The sequence below is a fragment of the Pantoea sp. SO10 genome (assembly GCF_005281435.1).
Taxonomy (GTDB): domain Bacteria; phylum Pseudomonadota; class Gammaproteobacteria; order Enterobacterales; family Enterobacteriaceae; genus Pantoea; species Pantoea leporis.
Window position 1 is genome coordinate 3,263,586 of record NZ_CP040095.1, and the last position, 20,076, is coordinate 3,283,661.

The following is a 20,076-nucleotide window of genomic DNA, read 5'->3' on the forward strand; positions in this document are numbered from 1 at the left end:
TAACTGTGCCGTTGCGTAGTTGCACATACCGCAGCGGCACAATTTATTGCGCAATATCCGCATGGGCAGGCTGCCGCCATTGATATGCGCGATTCATCGCGCCGCGACGGATTGTGCGGAATCGATACTTAATTACTCCCCGCTCAACCGCTCCAGTAATCCGCTGCGTCGCTGGGTACGCAACTGCACGGCACGACGGAACACGCCGTCATCGCTGTACAACGTCAGCTGCTTACGCGCGCGGGTAATCGCGGTATAAATCAGCTCGCGCGTCAACACCGGCAGGAACTGCGCCGGCATCACCAACGCCGTGTGGTCAAACTCCGAACCCTGCGATTTATGCACCGTCATCGCCCACGCGGTATCGTGCGTCGGCAAGCGGCTCGGTTGCACCGCTTTGATGCTGCCATCCGGCAACGGGAAGAACACCTTCAGCAGACCTTCCTCATCAAACAGCGTAATGCCGATATCGCCGTTAAACAGGCCCAATGCGCTGTCATTACGCGTCACCATCACCGGACGTCCCTGATACCAGCGACTGCCGCCGGTTGGACGACGAATCAGCTGCAACTGCATCAGCTTCTGCTCAATACGTTGATTCAATCCCTGCACGCCAAACGGCCCTTCACGCAGTGCGCACAGCAGCTGATATCGGCCAAACGCCGCGATAATCTCAGCAGGATCAGCGCGTTGGCGAATGAGTTTCAGGAACGGCTGATAACCGGCGGCAATCTCTGTCAGCATCGCCTGATACGCATCAGCATCCTGCAAAGGTTGACGGGTGATATCGCTGAAACCAGCCTTGAATGCGGCTTCAACCGCCTTTGCATCACCGGCGTTAACCGCTGCGGCCAGTTGGCCAATGCCGGAGTTGGCGTCAAAGCGGTAGCTTTTACGCAGCAGGCAAATCGCGTCGCGTACCGCGGGTGCGCTGCTGTCATCGATGCCCGCCACCCCGCTGCCGGTGAGCTCACTCAGCTGCGCAGCGCGCATCGGGCTGTAACCGGCTTCGGCACAGCGACAGATATCACCGAGCACCGCGCCCGCTTCCACCGATGCCAGCTGATCGCGATCGCCGAGGAACACCACGCGCGCCTGCGCTGGCAATGCGGCAATCAAATTCGCCATCATGCCGAGATCGACCATTGAGGCTTCATCCACCACCAGCACATCCAGATGCAGCGGATTGCCGGCGTGATAGCGCAGGCGCTGCGTTTCCGGCTGCGCGCCTAACAAGCGGTGCAGCGTGGTGGCATCGGCCGGAAAGCGCTGCCGCTCCGCCTCGCTCACCGGCAACTTTTGCAGCGCCTTGCCCAGCGATTCGGTGAGACGCGCCGCCGCTTTGCCGGTCGGCGCAGCCAACTGAATACGTAACGCGCCTTCGCTAAGACGGATCAGTGCCGCCAGCAGTTTTGCCACCGTGGTGGTTTTTCCGGTTCCGGGACCGCCCGAGATCACCGCAGTTTTCTGCGTCAGCGCCACCGCAGCCGCAATCTTCTGCCAGTTATCCGGCTCGCTGCCAAACAGCTGATCCAGCACTTCCCTGACCCGTTCAGGCGCAAAAGGCTGTGCTGTCGACTGTGACTGAAAGAAACGCGCCACCTGCCCTTCGTTGTGCCAAAGGCGATGCAAATAGAGACGGCCTTCGCTCAGCACGATGGGTGCTGCGCAATCGCTGCTACTCAGCGCCGACCAGCCGGCTAAAATTGCCGGCCAATCCTGCGGTTCGCCTGCCGCTTGCCAGATAGCCTGCGCCAGCTCCGCATGACGCCCTTTAAACAGGTTGTCGCGGCTCAGCTGTGATAACGGCAAACAGACATGCCCATCTCCCGCTTCCGCGCTCAGGCAGGCCGCCAGCAGCAAACGCGCCGGTTGATCATCATCAGCCAGCAGTTGAGCGAACTGGACATCCAGCGAGCGCAGCAAACGCAGCTCAGCCGCCTGTGCTAAAAGCGCGGTCATACCGCTCATGCTGTCGCTCCCGGCCCGCGAAACAGGCTATCCAGTTGTGAAATGAAGTCGAAGGTGGGACGGGTATGAAACACGCCGTTGTCTGGCGAGCTGCCGTCCATGCCACGCAGGAAGAGATAAAATACGCCGCCGAAATGCTGCTCATAATCGTAATCCGGCACGCGATGTTGTAAATAGCGGTGCAACGCCAGCGTATAGAGCTGGTACTGCAAATCGTAGCGGTGGTCGATCATCGCCTGCGCCATTGCCTGCGGCGTATAAGCTTCATGGCTGTCACCGAGCCAGTTGGATTTATAATCCAGCAGGTAATATTTGCCCTGCCAGCGGAACACCAGGTCGATAAAGCCTTTCAGCATGCCCTGCACCTGACGGAAATCGAGCGGCGGAGCCTGCGCCGATAACGCATCCTGAGCAATCAACGCGCTCAGTTCACGCGCGGTCAGCACATTGTCAATTGGCAGATAGAATGCCATCTCCACCAAACGATCGCTGCTCTGCACCTGCGCCAGATGAATACCCTGCGCGTTAAGTGGCGTGCTCAATACACGCCTGATCCACGCACTGAGCATCGGCTGCCAGTGCAGCGGATAGCCGTTTTGCTGCAGATGTTGCGCCAGCTTCTCCTCGGAAGGCGGCTGCGGGAAATCCAGCGATTCGAACAGCTCATGCAAAAACGTTCCCGGCGCGGCACCGCGCGGGAAGTGATGAGGCGTGAGCGCCGCTTCCCCTTCCTCTTCCCGATCCTCTTCGCCGGCTGCTTCCACATCGAAATTCGGCATCACCTCAAGCAGACGATGAGAACTGTGCTGCTGCAAACCAGAGTAACTGGTGACGCGCCACGGATCGGCCAGCACGCGCGTTACGCTTCGCGCCCCCAACTCGCTATCGGCGACCGCCTCAACCTGCCAGCGCTCGGCTTGCATATCTTCAGCCAGCACCACCTCGGTGCCCGCCGCGTCCATGTTATGCAGCAACGCGCCGAGCTGTTCGGCTGTTGCCGCTACACCGCGCTGCAACAGGAAACCGAGCGCGCTTTTATGCAAATCGCTGTCGCCCTCTTTCTTACGCGTGCCGCGAAACAGCGGTGTCACGCCGACGCTGCAGTGATAGATCGAACGGGTCAACGCCACGTAGAGCAGGCGCAAATCCTCCGCCAGACGCTCCTGTTCGGCCAGCGCCAGGCTCTCTTCGTCGGCTTGCAGATCCAGGACCGCGTTAAAGCTCTCACGATCGTGATAAAGCGCGGTATCCGCCTCGCGAAAACCGGCGGCGAATGGCAGCCACACTAGCGGATATTGCAGCCCTTTAGATTTGTGGATGGTGACAATCTGCACCAGATGACGATCGCTCTCCAGACGCAGCTGCTGGCTGGCAGACTGGCTGTCCGGGCGCGCGATCTGCTGTGCCAGATGACGCACCAGCGCATGTGGGCTATCCAGCTGCGCAGCCGCTTCCTGCAGCAGTTCGCCGAGATGCAGTAAATCCGTCAGACGACGCTCGCCGTTCTCCGATGCCAGCAGATTTTCCGCCAGCTGACGCTCCAGCATCATCTCGCGCAGCATCGGCAAGACGCCACGCTGCTGCCACACCAGCTGCCAGCGGGCAAAGGTATCCACCAGTTCATCCCAGCCGCGCGCGTCCTGATCCAGCGCATCCAGCTGCGAGGCATCAAAAGCAAACAGCGAGGTTGCCAGCGCGGTGCGCAGCATACGCTCCTGCTCCGGCGCCAGCACCGCTTGCAACAGCCATAACAGCTCTCGCGCTTCCGGCGTGGTGTAAACGCTGTCGCGATTCGATAGGTAAACCGACGGAATACCGAGCAGATTGAGCGCTTCGCGAATCAGGTTAGCTTCGTTACGGCTGCGCACTAACACAGTGATGTCAGAGGCTTGTACCGGCCGCAAATTGGGCGCTTTGCCCAGCATCGCGCGCTGCTGCTGCCCGGCCTGCAACCAGCGACTGATATCGGCCGCACACTGCTGCGCCATACGTTGTTGATAATCTCCAACGCTGCAGCCTTCACCCGGCTGCAGCCAGAAGCGTAACGCCGCTTGCTCAACCTGATCGATAGTGAGCGACAGTTGCTGGTTGGGAGGCGCAAACTGCACCGGCTGGAACGGGATCTCAGCGAACAGGAAGGGCGCGTCGAGGCGCGCAAATAGCTGGTTAACGCTGTTGACCATCGCAGGCGACGAGCGCCAGTTGGTATCCAGCGTGTAGTGCGCACTGACTTCACTGCGCGCGCGGATATAGGTAAAAATATCCGCGCCACGAAAGGCGTAAATCGCCTGTTTGGGATCGCCAATCAACAGCAGCGCATGCGCTGGCTGATTGATATAAAGCGTGCGGAAAATACGGTATTGCAGCGGATCGGTATCCTGGAACTCATCAATCAACGCCACCGGGAAACGCTGGCGAATCGCCTGAGCCAGTTGCTCACCGCTCGGCTGCTGCAGTGCTTCGTCGAGGCGGCTCAGCAGGTCATCAAAACCCAACAGTGCCTGCTGACGTTTCTCTTTGCGCACCGCAGCGCGCACCTCTACCAGCGCGCGCGCAATCACCAGATCGCGCAGCGACAGCGGCTGAGCAAGGAAAGTGTCGATGGCGTCAAACACACTGTGATGCGGCGGACTGCCCTTTTTGGTCTTCTCTTCAAGCATGCGCTGACCGAAGCGCGCCAGTTCGGCGGGCACTTGATAATCACGCGTTTCGCTCTGCGCCCAAAAGCTGACTTTATTGACCCAAACCGGCAAATTCTTGCTGCTGTAGCTGCGCTTATCCACGTCAGATTGCCCCACCAGCGTCAGTACTTCGTCACCCACCGTCAGCCATTGCGCTTTCATCGCGGCGATACGCGCCAGGTTTTCGCTGTGGCGCGAAGCCAGGGTTTCACTGTCGGCAGGCGGCAGACGCAGGCTGGGCGATTCGCCCTGCAACCACGGACGCAAGGTGGAAAGCAACTGCTCCGGGCCGCTCCATTCGCTGACAATCACTCGCGCGACATCCAGCGTCAGCGGATAGCAGTGACGACGCCAGAAATCGGCAGTCGCCTGGCGCATCAGCAGCTGTTCATCCTCAATCAGCTGCTGTTCAAACAGCATGCCGGACTCAAAGGCGTTGAGATTCAGCATGCGCTGGCAGAAGCCGTGGATGGTGAAGATGGCGGCTTCATCCATCTGTCGTTCAGCGGCGAGCAGCAGCGAAGCCGCATCGGCGGGCTGTGGAATCTCCTGCAGCAGCTGCATCAGCATCGGGTTGCCGCTGACGCCGCGCAGGCAGGCCAGCCGCAGCTCGTGAATGTTGGCGCGTATACGCCCGCGCAGTTCAGCGGTCGCGGCCTCGGTAAAGGTCACCACCAGAATCTCTTCTACCGACAGCGGGCGCGAATAAGCATGTTGTCCGCCCAATCCCAGTAGCAGTCTTAGATAGAGCAGGCCGATGGTGAAGGTTTTGCCGGTGCCGGCTGAGGCCTCAATCAGACGCTCACCGCGCAGCGGCAGCGTCAGAGGATTGAGCGATTCAGGTAGCAGACTCATTGCGCATCACTCTTCACGGGCAACGACTGCTGCAACTTCTGAACCTCATCCCATGTGGTCCAGCCCGGCAGCTGGGCGTAGTCATCTTTGGTCGCGGCATCATGGCTGCCACCGATCTGCGAAATCATCGCCATGCCTTGCTGCGCTAAAACCGCCTGATGGAAGAAGTCGGCCAGGCCGGCTGGCGTCAGCTGCTGAATTTGCTCAATCGCTTTTTCACGCGTATCGAAGGCAAAGTTCTGACGTTTAAAGTCACGGTTAAAGCGGTTCGCCTCTTCATCCAGCGTTTGCGGACGCTGCTTCATATCGTTGATCAGCGCCTGCTGATACTGGGCGAAATCCTCTGCTTTCATGCTGCGCAGACGCTGTTCAGCCTGCGGATAAAATGCCCGGAAGCGTTGCAGTAAAAACGCCGGCTGCTTGCTGTTACTTTGCAGCAGGAAACCGATGCCCCACTGGCGTCCGATCGGCATCTGGTAAGCAAACACCGCATAGCCGAGTTGCTCTTCGGTACGCAACTGGTTGTAGAACCAGGGTTGAACGATCTGGCTCAGCATGGTGCTGTTGGCCATGCTTTGATATTCGCTGTAGCCCAACGGCACATACAGCGCGGCCAGCGCCGAATCAGTGCTGCTGCCGGCTTTCTGCAGATTGGCCTTCATCGCTTTATCCACCGTCACATAATCACTGTGCCAGTAGCCGTGTCCATCGCTGTGCAACTGTTGCTGCAGCTCATCGCCGAGCAGTTTCACGCGCTCTGCAGAGAGATTGCCCACCACCATCATCTCCGGGGTTGCATGCTGAATCAGCGCATCGCGGTAATCGGTGACCTCTTTCAGAGTAATATCTTTCACCAGATTGCGGCGCGTTTCACGTTGGGTGTAAGGCAGCTGCGACAACATCTGCATCGGCTGAATCGCCTGCTCAAATGCTTTGCCCTTCTCCGCCGCTTCCAGTCGATCCAGATACCAGGATTTGGCCTGTTCCAGCTGCTGCTGGTCCGGCATAAAGGTGGCGTAACCCTCCACCAGCCTCTTCAGCAATTCCGGCAGACGTTGGGTAAACCCGCTGGCGCTAAACACGATGCCATCATCTTCCCCGGTGGAGAAACTGATGCCGCCAACCGAAGCCTGCGAATTCAATTCATCCAGCGCCAGGCTGGAGAGATAGTCATTCAACCCAAACAGCACCTGCTGGCGCGCGTCGCTGATCGCCAATTTGTTGCGCAGCGCTAAGCTAATAGCGGCTTTCGGTTCGCTGGCAAACTGCTGACTTGGCATCCAGTAAATACGCATGCTGTCGCCATTGGTCAGTGCGACCGGATGATCGTAGGTTTTGCCATCGGAGGGGATAATGGCGAAATCCGACGGAATATAGGGATTCAGCGTGGGCATCGACAGCTGGAGCTGCGCGGCACGTTGCTGCCAGTCGCTAATTTGGGCGTCGCTGATTTTGTCCACCTGATAGGGCGCATTCACAAAGTAGGCTTCTTTGTTATGCGGCTCCTGCGGACTGATGTACCAGATGCGCGCGTTCTGCGGCGTCATTTCGTCGAGACGCGTTTTGATTGCCGCGGGATCGAACTGATCGGCCAGATAAGGCGCATCCAGCGTGTGTTCAACCGGCACCCGCAGCATGGTATCTACCAGCCACTCGATGTAATCCATATCACGGGTAATTGATGGGTAGCGGAAATCCAGCGCCAGCACGTGGGAGACTTCATCGAAGTATTCTTTACTGATGCCTTTGCTGCGCAGCATATCAAGGTAGTTGAACACCGCAGCCACCACTTCATCGCGCTGCGCCAGACCTTTGTCGGTTAACGACACGCTGATAGCGAAGACGCCGCTGTTGCGCTCGGTCATCGGGTCTGCACCGGCGCTGACGCCATCCGCCAGCCCTTGCTTTTGCAGCCAGTCGTTGAGGGTGTTTTTGCTGCGATTGCCCAGAATGTAGCTGATCAACGTATCGGTTTTACTGCGGAACTGGCCGCTGTTGTTCGGGATGCGGAACTCAATTTTCAACTGCTTGCGCGGCTGTGCGGGCACGTAATGGATAATGATGCCCTTCTGCGCGTCGGTCACTACCGGCACGTCAATCTCTGGCACCGTCGTTTGATGATTAGCCACACGACCAAAGGTTTTTGCCGCAATGTCGGCCATCTCTGGCAGCGGTTTGTTGCTGTAAATCACCGCCTTCATCAGATTGGCGGAGTAGTGGCTGTGATAAAAATCGGTCAGCGCCTGATGCAATTTGCTGTCTGGCTTGTCGCTCAACGTATCAAGGTTGCCACCGGAATAGCGCGAGCCGGGATGCGCAGGGTTGAGAGTTTCTGCACCCACCTGTGCCATACGCAAGCCATCGCGTGAGCGAGCCATGGTCAGTTCTGCGTTAACCGCATGGCGTTCACGATCGGCATTAACCGGATCGAGCAGCGGTTCAGCAATCGCATCGGCCAGACGATCAACTGCGGGCTGCAACGCGCTGTTTTCCACTTCCAGATAGAACGCCGTGCGATACGACGCGGTGCTGGCATTGTGGCTGCCACCATTTTTTTTCAGGAATTCGGCGAGATTATCAGGCTGCGGATAACGCTTTGAGCCCATTAACACCATGTGTTCGAGATAGTGCGCCAGACCCAGCTGCTGATTAGGATCATCCAGCGAACCGATCGGTAAGGTCAGCGCCGCCAGCGATTTAGGCGCTTCGGCATCCGAGACCAGCAGCACGATCATGCCGTTGTTTAACGTAATCGCCTGATAACGGCGTGGATCGTGATCGCTTTTACGAATGGTGTCATTGATGGGTTGCCAGCCGCGATCGGTATCGGCAAAGGCATTCAGCGCTAACGTGCTCAGCAGCAGCGCTCCAATCCAGCGTGCGTAAATCCGCATTTAAACCCCTTACATTACCCTTTTCCGCTGGCTGTGTGCCCAGCGGTGAAATAGACAAACTTTCTTATCGTGTCAGGAACAACCTCAAACGAGGCCGTATCCCCTTGCTATTCATCATTTTGATGCGCCAGGCGCACCGGCAAATACCATTGGCGTGCGGCGGCAGTAATCGCCTGCACGGCATCATCGTCCAAAGACCGACTCAGGCGTTGCAGATAGGGATCGCTGCCCTCGCCTTCCACCTGGAAACCACCCTGCCAGGCTTGCAGCAATTTGTTAAGTGCCTTTTTCTGCGTGGCTTCGTCTTCCAGCAACTGCTGCGACTTGCTATCAAAGCTGGCTTCCAGCCAGGCTCCGCCGGATTTATTCAGCAGCATCAGCGGCTCGACTAATCCGGCCTGGTAACCCGCAACATACGCATGCAGAAGCGACAGCGCCTGTTCAGCAGGCAGCGCCGCGAAGCGCCAGTGACTCTGTTTACGGCCGTACATGCGGCTTTCACCGCTGCCGCCCAACGCGCAATACACCAGATGTTCCAGCCATAGCAGCAGACCATCATTCATGTTCAGCACGCCCGGACGCCAGCGCAGCAGGCCATCAGCTTGCACCTGCGTCAGCCAGCCGGTCAATTGCACTGCGCCGAGCGTCAGATTGATTTCCCAACTTTCAGCGGGCTGGCGTTGACCACTCACCTCGGCGGCCACTTCCTGCATCTCTTCGGTCTGGCTCTGCCAGAAAAGTTCCCCGAACGCGCCATAAGGCAGATTGCCAGCGGCGCGGTGACGCGCATACAGCTGCGCCGGATCGTCACCGTTGACCAGCGTATTCAGCAATTGGGCGTTGATTTGGTAGCGTTCCAGGCTGTCAGGCGCGAACGGTTCGCTGTCGGGCAGCTCGCTCTCTTCCATCCAGAAAGCCACCCCCAAGCGCTGCTGGAACCAGGCGCGCACCGGATGGCGCCAGAAGCGCAGCAGTTGCTCCAGCGACAAGGTTTCTATCGGTGCAGGCAGCAAGGGCTGCACAAAATCCGGCTGTGCCACGCCGCTGCCGGTGGCTGCGGGCAACCACTCCGCAGCAAAGCTTTGCCCGTGTGCGCCCGGCTGGAAGTTCTTTGCGGCAAACGGCATGCGGCTATGCAGCTTTTGCAGATGTTCACGCACGCGCTGCTCGCTGATATCGGGTTCAAGCGCTTCATCACCCGGCAGACAGAAGCTTTGCCCCAGGTAATCCACCAGCTCGCTCACTAATACCGATGGATAGCGCTCGGTGTTGTCCTGAATCGCCCGGCCGATGTAACTGATATAGAGCTGCTGCTGCGCCGAAATCAGCGCTTCGAGGAACAGATAGCGGTCATCATCGCGGCGGCTACGGTCGCCTTTGCGCATCTGTTGCTGCATCAGGTCGAAACCCAGCGGCGCTAAAGTGCGCGGATAGACGCCATCGTTCATGCCCAGCAAACACACCACTTTGAAGGGAATCGAACGCATCGGCATCAGCGTACAGAAGTTGATGGGACCGGCGAGGAAACGCTGGCTGATACGCTGTTGATCGAGGCGTGAACGCAGCTCATCACGCAGCAGCGTAACCGGAATCGGCTGTTGATACGCCGCCTGCATGCCCTGCTCGATAATCTGTTTCCACTGCGTTTCCACCAGCAGCAGCGCGGCTTCACTTTCGGCGTCTCCGCTAAAGAAGCACTCAATCAGCTCACGACACAGCGGCTGCCACTCCGCTAACGTGCGCTCTTCTGCCAGACGCGCACGCCACTCTTCGAGTCGCGATAGCAGTTCCGCCAGATGCCCCGCCAGCTCAGCGATCAAACCGCTGGATTCGTCATACGGCAGGATCCCTTGCCAGTCGCCGTTGCGGCTCTCCAGCGCATAGCCGAGCAGCATACGCTGCAGGCCGAAGCGCCAGGTGTGTTGTCCGGTTACCGGCAGCGCCAGCGCTTCCACGCTGGCATCGTCCAGTCCCCAGCGAATGCCGGATTCCATCACCCAGCGGCGCAGCAGGCGCAGCCCGCTTTCATCCACCGAGAAGCGCTGCGCTAATGCGGGAACCTCAAGCAGCGCCAGCACATCTTCGGAGGCAAAGCGACTTTCAGGCAGCGACAGCAAGCTGAGCAGCGCCAAAATTGCCGGGTGCGCCTGACTGGCGCGTCGGTCGGAAATGGCGAACGGCAAATAGCGTTCGCTCGGCGCGCTGGCAAAAGCGGCCTGAATAAAAGGGGCGTAGCTGTCGATATCCGCCACCATCACGACGATGTCGCGCGGCTTAAGTTCGGGATGGGCTTCCATCAGCGTGAGCAGATGATCCTGCAGCACTTCAACTTCACGCTGTGCGCTGTGGCACACCTGCAGCGTGATCGAGCGATCTTCAGGATCAAGCAGGCGTTTTTCGGCGCTGTTCGCCAGCTCACCGGCGTTGAGGCCAATGATCGCTTTATCGTCCAGATTGAGCAGATCCGCTTGCACGCTGTGCAGCAGATTGTCTTGAGGCATCTCGACGAAGGCATCAATGTCGTTGGCGGCGGATTCCATCTGGCTCAGCATAAACAGGTTATCGCGCCCCAGCTTGCCCCATGACGCCAGCAGCGGATTGGTCAGCTGCTGCTCGCCGATATCGTTAAACAATGCTGATGCGCAAGCCGGATCGCGGAACAGCGGCTGCAGCTCATCCGACTGAATGCGGCGGCGCTGGCGGCTTTGCAGCTTCGCCAAAAAGGCATAATCCTGAATGTCGCCCCAATAGTGACGGCAGGGATTGGTGAACAGCAGATGAATATCAATGTGACGCCCCAGCGCTTCCAGCGCCTGCAAATAAACCGGCGGCAGCGCGGAGATACCGCAAATAAACACGCGCTGCGGCAAGCCCGGCGGAGGCATTTGCGCCTGTTCCAGCTTTTGGATAAAGCGCGCATAGAGGTTGGCGCGATGCCACATCGGTTGACCCAGGCTTTCGGTAAAGTTAACCAGATCGCACCACAGCAGCGCCTGCCACTGCTGCGATTCGCCTAAGCCATCAATCCGTTCACCGCGCTCCCAGCTGTTGAGCCAGTCCGAGCGATACACCAGATATTGGTCAAACAGATCGGCAACACGGGCGCTGAGCTGATACAGCTTGCGCTTGTCGTCGTCATCATTGAGGTAGTGACGCAGCGGCTGGAAAGCGTCCTGCTCCAGCAAAGTTGGCAAGCGATGCATCAGCTTCCAGCTCATGCTGGCCTTGGTGAAGGCGCTCTCTTCAGGAATATCGGGCAGCACCTTAACGAACATGTTCCAGATGAAGCTCGCAGGCAGCGGGAAATCAATGTTGGCGGCAATGCCGAAACTGTTAGCCAGTTCCATTTGCAGCCACTGCGCCATGCCTGGGCTTTGTACCAGCACCTGTTCAGCCGCCAGCGGATCGGTCAGCGGTTGATTTTCAATCAGAATACCTGCCAGATTTTTCAACAGGTCAAGCTGATTAGAGTGATAGACCCGGAACATATTTCTCCTAAACACAAGACAACAACGCAGCCGAGCCACTCTACCGTTTATCACCTGCGATGCCTACCGCTAGTGGCAATTGAGCTGCGCCAGTGAGGCGGAACGCTGCTGTGGCGCCGTGACCGTGACGCGCTCCAGCGTGCAGCCGCCCGCCAGGCTCTGTTGCTGGCGCTGACTCTGCCATCCTTCAACGTCACGGCCAAGCAATGCCTGACCGGCAACACGCCACGCCTGACGCTGCTGCCACTGCTGGCTAAACCCCAGCGCCAGCGCGCGATGATATTGCAGCAATGTGCTGATGGTCATCGCCAGCAACAGCATCGCCACCAGCGTTTCCGCCAGGCTAAAGCCCTGCTGCTTCTGGCTGACACAGCGCCGGCTGCGACAGCGGGCAGTAATCGATCCAGCCATGCGCTTGCGGCTGGGGTTGCGTGTTGGGGATGGATACCCAACGATAGAGCCACAGCGCGCGCCCTTCTCCATGTCCCGATAACAACGCATTGTCATCCTCCATTCGTAGCAGGCAGCTTTGCCACTGTTCTGCTGTCCATTGCTGACATTGCCAGCCGGTGGCCTGCGGCCAGTTTTGCACACTGCCCCACACTAACGCCGCCTGCGCCTGCCAGAAATCCTGACTGTGCAGCTGCTCATCAGCCACTAACACCATGCCTTGCGAGAGCTGCGTTCGCGTGGCGTGTAGCGTCAGTCCGCCCATCAGTAACATCATCAGCACCATGCCCAGCGTGCTATTGCCACGCTGCTTCACAGATTGATTCCTTCTATCCAGCTTGCCAGCTCCACGCTTTGGCTGTTGGCGTGTCCCGCCAGTTGCAGCACCAGACGCGATCCCTGCCGTTCAAGCTTGAAGGTATCGATGGTGAGAAATGCCGGATCGGAGAGTTTCTCCCAGCCGCTGCTGTTGCACTCATCCACGCCACGCTGCATTTCAAGCTGTCCGCTGCGCAGCCGATAGCCGTAATAGTCACTTTCGCTGTGGCCCACGCCTTCCCAGCGCCCGTTGCTGTTCTCATCCCAGCGCAGTAAAACGCAGCTGCCGCTGGCGGCAATCGTTAGCGCCGAACCGCTGCACTGGCCGTGGCAATAGCCGGCACGGCGCAGCGCTTTTTGCAGCGTATTGGCGATCTGCTGCAGCTCCTGCTGTAACTGCACGCGCTGTTGCAGGCGCAGATTCTGCTCCAGCAGCAGCGGTAAAAATCGCCCGACGCTGATCATCAGTACCGCGCCAATCGCCATGGCAATCAGCATCTCCAGCAGGCTGAATCCGCGTTGTGTTATTCGCATCCTTTCTCTCCCGGCTGACAGGCACGGATGCGCGCTCTGGCGGAGATAATTAAGCGCCAGCGCCCCGCCGCACTGGCGAGATCGATGCTGCCAGGACGCGCGACATCACGCCGACCGTAAAAACCGACGTCACCATTGATGCCGACAAGGCGCACGCTGTCGTGCGGCGGTTTAAATAACCAGCGCGAGGGCAGTGCGCAGCCTTCTGCAGGTTTAGGTCCTGCGCCAAGACAGCCGTTTTCACCGCTCTGTACCCACAGCGTGAGATCGCGGTTGTGCCAGTTAGCATGGGCGCGCAAACGCAGCAGAAATCCCTGCAGTTGCAGTACGCTGTCGCGCAGCTGTTGATATTGCTGCCAGCGCTGCCAACCTTGCAGCGCGCCGACGCTAAGTATGCCGGCGATCACCATCACCAATAACAGTTCGGGCAAAGTGAAACCGTGGTTATCGTATCTGTTCATGGCGGGTAATGTGCCCAGCAACATGAAGTTCAACAAGGGAGAGAAATCGACGTTGGGAAACGTTGCGCAGGAAATCGAGGAGAGGTGCAGAGAGATACAACGTTTTGTGAGACGGATTCAGGATTGAGGTGCGATTTGGGCGTGGTCGCCATGAATGGCGACCTTGCGGGAGTGGCGTTAAATGGCGACGGGCGCTTTAATCGCTGGATGTGGATCGTAGCCTTCAATCTCGAAATCATCGAACTGATAATCAAAGATAGAAGCCGGTTTACGCTTGATTACCAGCTTCGGTAACGGGCGCGGATCACGCGTTAACTGCAGGCGCGCCTGCTCTAAATGGTTGCTGTACAGATGCGTATCGCCACCGGTCCAGACAAAATCGCCCACCTCGAGATCGCATTGCTGCGCCACCATATGCACCAGCAGCGCGTAGCTGGCGATGTTGAATGGCAGACCGAGGAAGATATCGCACGAGCGCTGATAGAGCTGGCAAGAGAGCTTGCCGTTAGCCACGTAGAACTGGAAGAAGGCGTGGCAAGGTGCCAGAGCCATGTGATCCAGCTCGCCCACGTTCCACGCCGAGACAATGATGCGACGCGAATCCGGATCTCGCTTTAACTGCTCAATCACTTTACTAATTTGATCAATCTCTTCACCCGAGGCGCTGCCCCAGCTGCGCCACTGCTTGCCGTAGACCGGGCCGAGATCGCCGTTCTCATCGGCCCATTCGTCCCAGATGGTGACCTTGTTCTCTTTCAGGTAACCGATGTTGGTCTCACCTTTCAGAAACCACAACAGCTCATGAATGATCGAGCGCAGGTGCACTTTCTTGGTGGTGACCAGCGGAAAACCATCCTGCAAATTGAAACGCATCTGGTGGCCAAAGATGGAGAGCGTGCCGGTACCGGTACGGTCGGCCTTTTCTGCGCCTTCATTCAGCACATGTTGCATTAGGTCCAGATACTGTTTCATTTTACCTCACGAGTTTGTTGCTGCGGGCGACGACGATACGCCCAGATCATCATAATTACACCGGCCAGAATCATTGGGATCGACAGAATCTGCCCCATGCTGACGCCGCCTTCAAACAGACCAAGCTGCGCATCCGGCTGACGGAAGAACTCCACGATGATGCGGAATGCGCCGTAGCCGATCAGGAACAGGCCCGAGACGCTGCCCATGGGGCGCGGCTTGCGAATAAACAGGTTGAGAATGATGAACAGCACGATGCCTTCGAGGCACAGCTCATACAGCTGCGAAGCATGACGCGGCAGCACGCCGTAGGTGTTCAGCAACTCCTGGTACTGCGGATTGTTGGCTGCCAGCGCGATATCTTCGCTGCGTGAACCGGGGAACAACATCGCGTATTTGAAATCAGGCGCCACGCGGCCCCACAGTTCGCCGTTGATGAAGTTACCGAGACGACCGGCACCCAAACCAAACGGGATCAGCGGGGCAATGAAATCCGCCACCTGGAAGAACGTGCGCTTGGTGCGGCGTGCGAAGATTAGCATCACCACAATCACGCCAATCAGGCCGCCGTGGAACGACATGCCGCCATCCCAGACCTTAAACAGATACAGCGGATTCTCCAGGAACAGCGGCAGGTTGTAGAACAACACATAGCCGATACGTCCACCGAGGAATACGCCGAGGAAGCCCGCATACAGCAGGTTTTCCACTTCCTCTTTTTTCCAGCCGCTGCCAGGTTTGTTGGCGCGTCGCGTCGCCAGCCACATAGCAAATACAAAGCCCACCAGATACATCAAGCCGTACCAGTGGAGCGAAACCGGTCCGATAGAGAAAATTACCGGATCGAATTGGGGAAACGAAATGTAGCCGTCAGTCATCTTTCACCATCATTTTTCTGCCCTGAAACGGGACAATAAAAGGCTGCGCATGATAGCACAGCCACTTTTTTTTACAGGTCGTGAAGTTGTAACCGTTAACGCCCGCCGCGAATCAAACCGCCTAAACCACGGCGCTCCATAAAGGTGGAGACCAGATGGCGCACTTCCGAGGCGGTATGCGCGGCCAGTCCATGCTCGCTGAGCTTCTGTGCCTCTTCAAAATCGAGATGGCGCAGCAGATATTTCACCCGCGGCACGTTCTTGCCGTTCATGCTGAGATGGTGATATCCCATGCCCACTAACAGCGCGACACACATTGGATCGCCAGCCATTTCACCACACAAACAGAGCTCCAGCTTGGCCTGGCGGGCTTCGCTGGCAATAGTGTGCAGCGCCCGCAGCATCGCCGGATGCAGCGAATCATACAGGTTCGCCACGCGCGTGTTGTTGCGATCAACCGCCAGCAGATATTGCGTCAAATCGTTGGTGCCAACCGAGACAAAATCGACGCGATCCGCCAGATGCGGGATCATAAACAACATCGACGGCACTTCAATCATGATGCCAATGCGCGGCTTGGGAATCACATAGCCGAGCATCTCTTCCACTTCGCGGCCAGCGCGATCAATCAGACGACGCGCATCATCGATCTCATCGATATGGCTGATCATCGGCAGCAGAATGCTCAGGTTGCCAGACGCCACGTTGGCGCGCAGCATCGCGCGCACTTGCACCAGGAAGATTTCCGGCTGATCGAGCGTTAAGCGAATACCACGCCAGCCAAGGCACGGATTCTCTTCACTGATCGGCATGTACGGCAGTTGCTTATCCGCGCCGACATCCAGCGTACGCAGCGTCACCGGTTTGTCGTAGAACAGCTGCAGCATGCCCTGATACTGCGCCACCTGCTCCTCTTCGGACGGGAAGCCGTTGTGGAGCATGAACGGAATTTCGGTGCGGTACAGACCGATGCCATCCACCCAGTTATCGAGCGCCTGCTCGTGTTCCGGGCTGAGGCCGGCATTCAGCATCACCTGAATGCGCTCACCGCTTTTCAGCTCGCCGGGCTGCTCGACCACGCCTTCAGCCATTTTGCTCAGCGCGTTCTCTTCGCTGATTAAACGCTGATACTCCTGCACCAGCACCGGTTCCGGATCGATCAGCACTTCGCCGCGATAACCATCAACAATCAGCAAGCGTTTGCTGAGCTGCGCTGGCAGAATATCCGCGCCCATCACGGTGGGAATACCCATCGCGCGCGTTAAAATCGCCGCATGCGAGTTGGCGGCACCGTCGCGCACCACCACGCCCGCCAGACGCTCCTGCGGCAATTCAGCCAACGTGGTGGCGGTGAGTTCATCTGCGACTAACACGAAGCGTTCCGGCCAGGCATTGGTGCCGACCAGCGAATCATCGAGGTGGAACAGCAGACGTTGACCGAGCACGCGCAGATCGCCAGCGCGCTCGCGTAGATATTGATCCTGTAAATTGGCGAACTGCTCGGCGAACTTCTCGATCACCGTTTTAACCGCCCACTCCGCGACCGATCCGCGCTCGATCTCATCAAACAGATCTTTCTTCAGGCGCGCATCGGTGAGCAGGTGCGAATAGAGATCGAAGATTGCCGCGCTCTCTTTCTGCACGCTGGCAGCAAAGCGTTTACTGAAACGGCGGAATTCGTTGCCGGCCTCGCCCATCGCCAGCACCAGGCGCTCGCGTTCGCGCTGCACGTCAAGCGTGGACGCAGCGGAAACCTGATCGAGCAGCGGCTGAGTTTCATCCACCCAACCCGGCGCGACCGCCACGCCCGGCGCAGCGGCAATCGCTTTTACCCGCGTCTGACGGAATTGACCAAACAGTTGACCAAGCTGCGACTGCGACAGCAATCCCGCCATTTGCGTGGCGAGCGTGACGAGGAATGACTCTTCGCTTTCATCAAACTGACGGTGTTCGCGCTGCTGGATAACCAACACGCCAAGCAGCTGGCGGCGGCTGATAATCGGCACGCCGAGGAAGGAGCGATAACGCTCTTCTTTAACGGAAGGAATGTATTTGAAGCTGGGATGGCTTTGCGCGTCGGCGAGGTTGATCGGCTCGGCTAAGCGTCCAACGAGGCCAACAATGCCTTCGTCAAACGCCAGCGTGACCGTACGACCACGCGGCTTTTTTAGCCCGCGTGTCGCCATCAGGTAGTAGCAACGACGATCGTGATCGGCGAGATAAACCGAGCAAACCTCGGTTTCCATCGCAAGGCAAATTTCGTTTACCAGAATGTCGAGTGCTTCATTCAGACGTGGAGCACTCGCCACTTTCTCTACTATTTCGCGTAACTGAGTGAGCATAAAGGGCGTGGCCTATCCTCTTTTACGTCGTTGGGCGGCATTATTACGCTGCCCCGCACTCTCCTGCATAGACATCACTACGCCCGCGAATTCTTTCATTACGCGGCGATACACATCGCGCTTGAAAGAGACCACCTGACGTACCGGATACCAGAAGCTAACCCAGCGCCAACCATCAAACTCGGGCGTGCTGCTGTGCTGCACATTGATTTCCGCGTCACTGCACATCAACTGCAGAAGAAACCACTTTTGTTTCTGGCCGATACACACCGGCTTTGTGTCCCAACGCACCAAACGTTTTGGCAACTTGTAGCGTAACCAGTTTCGGGTTGAAGCAAGTATTCGAACATCTTTGCGGTGTAAACCCACTTCTTCGAACAGTTCGCGATACATCGCCTGTTCAGCAGTTTCACCCGGATTGATGCCTCCCTGAGGAAATTGCCAGGAGTGCTGTCCAAAGCGCCTGGCCCACAACACTTGTCCTTGCCTGTTACAGATTACGATACCAACATTCGGGCGGTAGCCATCATCATCGATCACTGGACTACCTCAAAGCTAAATTTGAATAGCCTGATTGTTTCACACTCCTTACAGGCGGTAAACCACTGGATAGCGGGCCGCAGAAGGAATAAAAACAGGATAACTCACAGAGATTAGCCAAGTTATAAACAGAGAGGCCCATTTATCGGCGATCTTATTCACCTTTTCTGTGGATAGCTTTGTGCAGAACACGGGAATGAATTGAATAACCCCTTCGGATAAATCTCATCACCCAACATAACAATACGCAAAAAAATCATCATATTCATCGGGATATGACTTATTAACCGTTAAATCGTTACCAGGATCCGTAGTTATACTCCGCTCAGTTTTTTCGATCGGTTAAAGATCCATCACCGACGTTTTTATCCACAGAGAATGCCCTAAACCTGGTCAAAGAAAGGAAAAAAAGCGTTCAAAACGCGAAAGTCAAGGCTGTAAATGGAAACAGGGGTATGCCCAAAAGGGTGTTACCCCACTTTTCTGTGGATAACCAGGTTCAACACCTGTTCATTGTCGATAACAAGCTGGGATAACCGGGCCATATCACTGGATCGTCCCATTCTATTGAAATAAAAAAGCATGCTGAATCATGCTATTATCACCTTTATTCAACTAACTGCCATGTGGACAAACCCGGCTCGCGTTTACTGTTCACTCTTTAACCAATGTAGGTTTTAGCATGCACTTCTCACCGTTATTGCCATCGCCACCTGAAAACGAAGCGGAATTACTGCAGCGCGCACAGCAGCTGGCGGGACAGACCTTTGCCGCGCTGGCGGCGCAGATTAACCTGCCGATTCCGGCAGATTTGAAACGCGACAAAGGCTGGGTTGGCATGCTGTTAGAGCTGCATTTGGGTGCCAGCGCTGGCAGCAAAGCCGAGCAGGATTTCGCCCATCTCGGCATTGAGCTGAAAACGATTCCGGTAGATGCGCAGGGCAAACCGCTGGAGACCACCTTCGTGTGCGTCGCGCCGTTAACGGGCAATAGCGGCGTGACCTGGCAAACCAGCCATGTGCGGCACAAACTGGCGCGGGTATTGTGGATCCCGATCGAAGGCGATCGTGCTTTGCCGCTGGCCGAGCGCCGCGTCGGTTCGCCGCTGCTGTGGCATCCGAGTGCAGAAGAGGAGCAACAGCTGCGCGAAGACTGGGAAGAGTTGATGGACATGATTGTGCTCGGTCAGGTGGAGCGCATCACCGCACGTCACGGTGCCTGGTTGCAAATCCGCCCTAAAGCCGCCAACAGCAAAGCGTTGACCGAAGCGATTGGCGAACACGGCGAGCCAATCATGACGCTGCCGCGCGGCTTTTATCTGAAGAAGAGCTTCACCGGTCCGCTTTTGGCGCAACATTTTTTACTGTAAATGCATATTGCTGCCGATAATTTTAGGAATGATGCGATTACTCCTAACGACGAAAGCATTTATTACTACACTTTTGCTGTTGAAGTCGCGAGAAGGAGATAAGAATGAAAGGGTTGGTGAGTGCAGTAGGTTTAACCTTGGTGACGCTGTTATTGAGTGGTTGTAGCAGTGATTACGTCATGGCGACCAAAGATGGCCGCATGATCATGACAGATGGCAAACCCGCCATCGATAAAGAGACCGGATTGGTACAGTACACCGATGAGCAAGGCCATCAGATGCAGATCAATGGTGACGAGGTTTCAACCATCATTGAGCGTTAA

The 20,076-nt window shown here is 57.2% G+C and carries 14 protein-coding genes; 2 read left to right on the top strand and 12 right to left on the bottom strand.

Going from position 1 to position 20,076, the window contains the following annotated elements; genetic code table 11:
• Window positions 1–132: 132 nt before the first annotated feature.
• The 12 genes from recD to rppH all read right to left on the bottom strand — a co-directional run bounded on the left by recD (window position 133) and on the right by rppH (window position 18,384).
• Window positions 133–1,971: an exodeoxyribonuclease V subunit alpha gene (gene recD / locus FCN45_RS15155; RefSeq protein WP_137386360.1), complete on the bottom strand. Its 1,839-nt coding sequence runs from the start codon at window positions 1,969–1,971 to the stop codon at window positions 133–135.
• Window positions 1,968–5,507 (bottom strand): exodeoxyribonuclease V subunit beta, encoded by a 3,540-nt coding sequence (gene recB / locus FCN45_RS15160; protein ID WP_137386361.1) that lies wholly within the window; start codon window positions 5,505–5,507, stop codon window positions 1,968–1,970. Before recB ends, recD begins: the two co-directional genes overlap by 4 nt.
• Window positions 5,504–8,401: a pitrilysin gene (gene ptrA, locus FCN45_RS15165; RefSeq protein WP_137386362.1), complete on the bottom strand. Its 2,898-nt coding sequence runs from the start codon at window positions 8,399–8,401 to the stop codon at window positions 5,504–5,506. The genes recB and ptrA overlap by 4 nt, the downstream gene beginning before the upstream one ends.
• 107 nt (window positions 8,402–8,508) lie before the next feature.
• A complete protein-coding gene (gene recC, locus FCN45_RS15170; RefSeq protein WP_137386363.1) occupies window positions 8,509–11,889 on the bottom strand; it encodes an exodeoxyribonuclease V subunit gamma in 3,381 nt (1,126 codons plus the stop codon).
• Between the two features lie 69 nt (window positions 11,890–11,958).
• Complete coding sequence (locus tag FCN45_RS15175; protein WP_137386364.1) at window positions 11,959–12,300, bottom strand: prepilin-type N-terminal cleavage/methylation domain-containing protein; 342 nt, start codon at window positions 12,298–12,300, stop codon at window positions 11,959–11,961.
• Complete coding sequence (locus tag FCN45_RS15180; protein WP_137386365.1) at window positions 12,233–12,655, bottom strand: DUF2509 family protein; 423 nt, start codon at window positions 12,653–12,655, stop codon at window positions 12,233–12,235. Before FCN45_RS15180 ends, FCN45_RS15175 begins: the two co-directional genes overlap by 68 nt.
• On the bottom strand, window positions 12,652–13,191 hold the full coding sequence (locus FCN45_RS15185) for a prepilin peptidase-dependent protein (RefSeq protein WP_101761996.1): 540 nt from the start codon (window positions 13,189–13,191) through the stop codon (window positions 12,652–12,654). The genes FCN45_RS15180 and FCN45_RS15185 overlap by 4 nt, the downstream gene beginning before the upstream one ends.
• Window positions 13,182–13,652: a prepilin-type N-terminal cleavage/methylation domain-containing protein gene (locus FCN45_RS15190; protein WP_137386366.1), complete on the bottom strand. Its 471-nt coding sequence runs from the start codon at window positions 13,650–13,652 to the stop codon at window positions 13,182–13,184. Before FCN45_RS15190 ends, FCN45_RS15185 begins: the two co-directional genes overlap by 10 nt.
• A gap of 177 nt (window positions 13,653–13,829) precedes the next feature.
• Window positions 13,830–14,624 carry a thymidylate synthase gene (thyA, locus tag FCN45_RS15195; protein ID WP_137386367.1) on the bottom strand — a complete coding sequence of 265 codons (795 nt, stop codon included), beginning with the start codon at window positions 14,622–14,624 and terminating at the stop codon, window positions 13,830–13,832.
• The gene (lgt, locus tag FCN45_RS15200; RefSeq protein WP_008109262.1) at window positions 14,621–15,502 is read right to left on the bottom strand and encodes a prolipoprotein diacylglyceryl transferase; all 882 of its coding nucleotides are present in this window, start codon (window positions 15,500–15,502) and stop codon (window positions 14,621–14,623) included. Before lgt ends, thyA begins: the two co-directional genes overlap by 4 nt.
• A 95-nt stretch (window positions 15,503–15,597) precedes the next feature.
• Window positions 15,598–17,844, bottom strand: coding sequence for a phosphoenolpyruvate--protein phosphotransferase (gene ptsP, locus FCN45_RS15205; protein ID WP_137386368.1), 2,247 nt, complete (start codon window positions 17,842–17,844; stop codon window positions 15,598–15,600).
• Between the two features lie 12 nt (window positions 17,845–17,856).
• On the bottom strand, window positions 17,857–18,384 hold the full coding sequence (gene rppH / locus FCN45_RS15210) for an RNA pyrophosphohydrolase (RefSeq protein ID WP_007890933.1): 528 nt from the start codon (window positions 18,382–18,384) through the stop codon (window positions 17,857–17,859).
• Window positions 18,385–19,066: 682 nt separating this feature from the next.
• On the opposite strand from rppH, the gene mutH reads away from it, so the two are divergent.
• Window positions 19,067–19,753 (top strand): DNA mismatch repair endonuclease MutH, encoded by a 687-nt coding sequence (gene mutH / locus FCN45_RS15215; RefSeq protein WP_137386369.1) that lies wholly within the window; start codon window positions 19,067–19,069, stop codon window positions 19,751–19,753.
• Window positions 19,754–19,857: 104 nt separating this feature from the next.
• Window positions 19,858–20,076, top strand: coding sequence for a YgdI/YgdR family lipoprotein (locus FCN45_RS15220; RefSeq protein WP_101761992.1), 219 nt, complete (start codon window positions 19,858–19,860; stop codon window positions 20,074–20,076).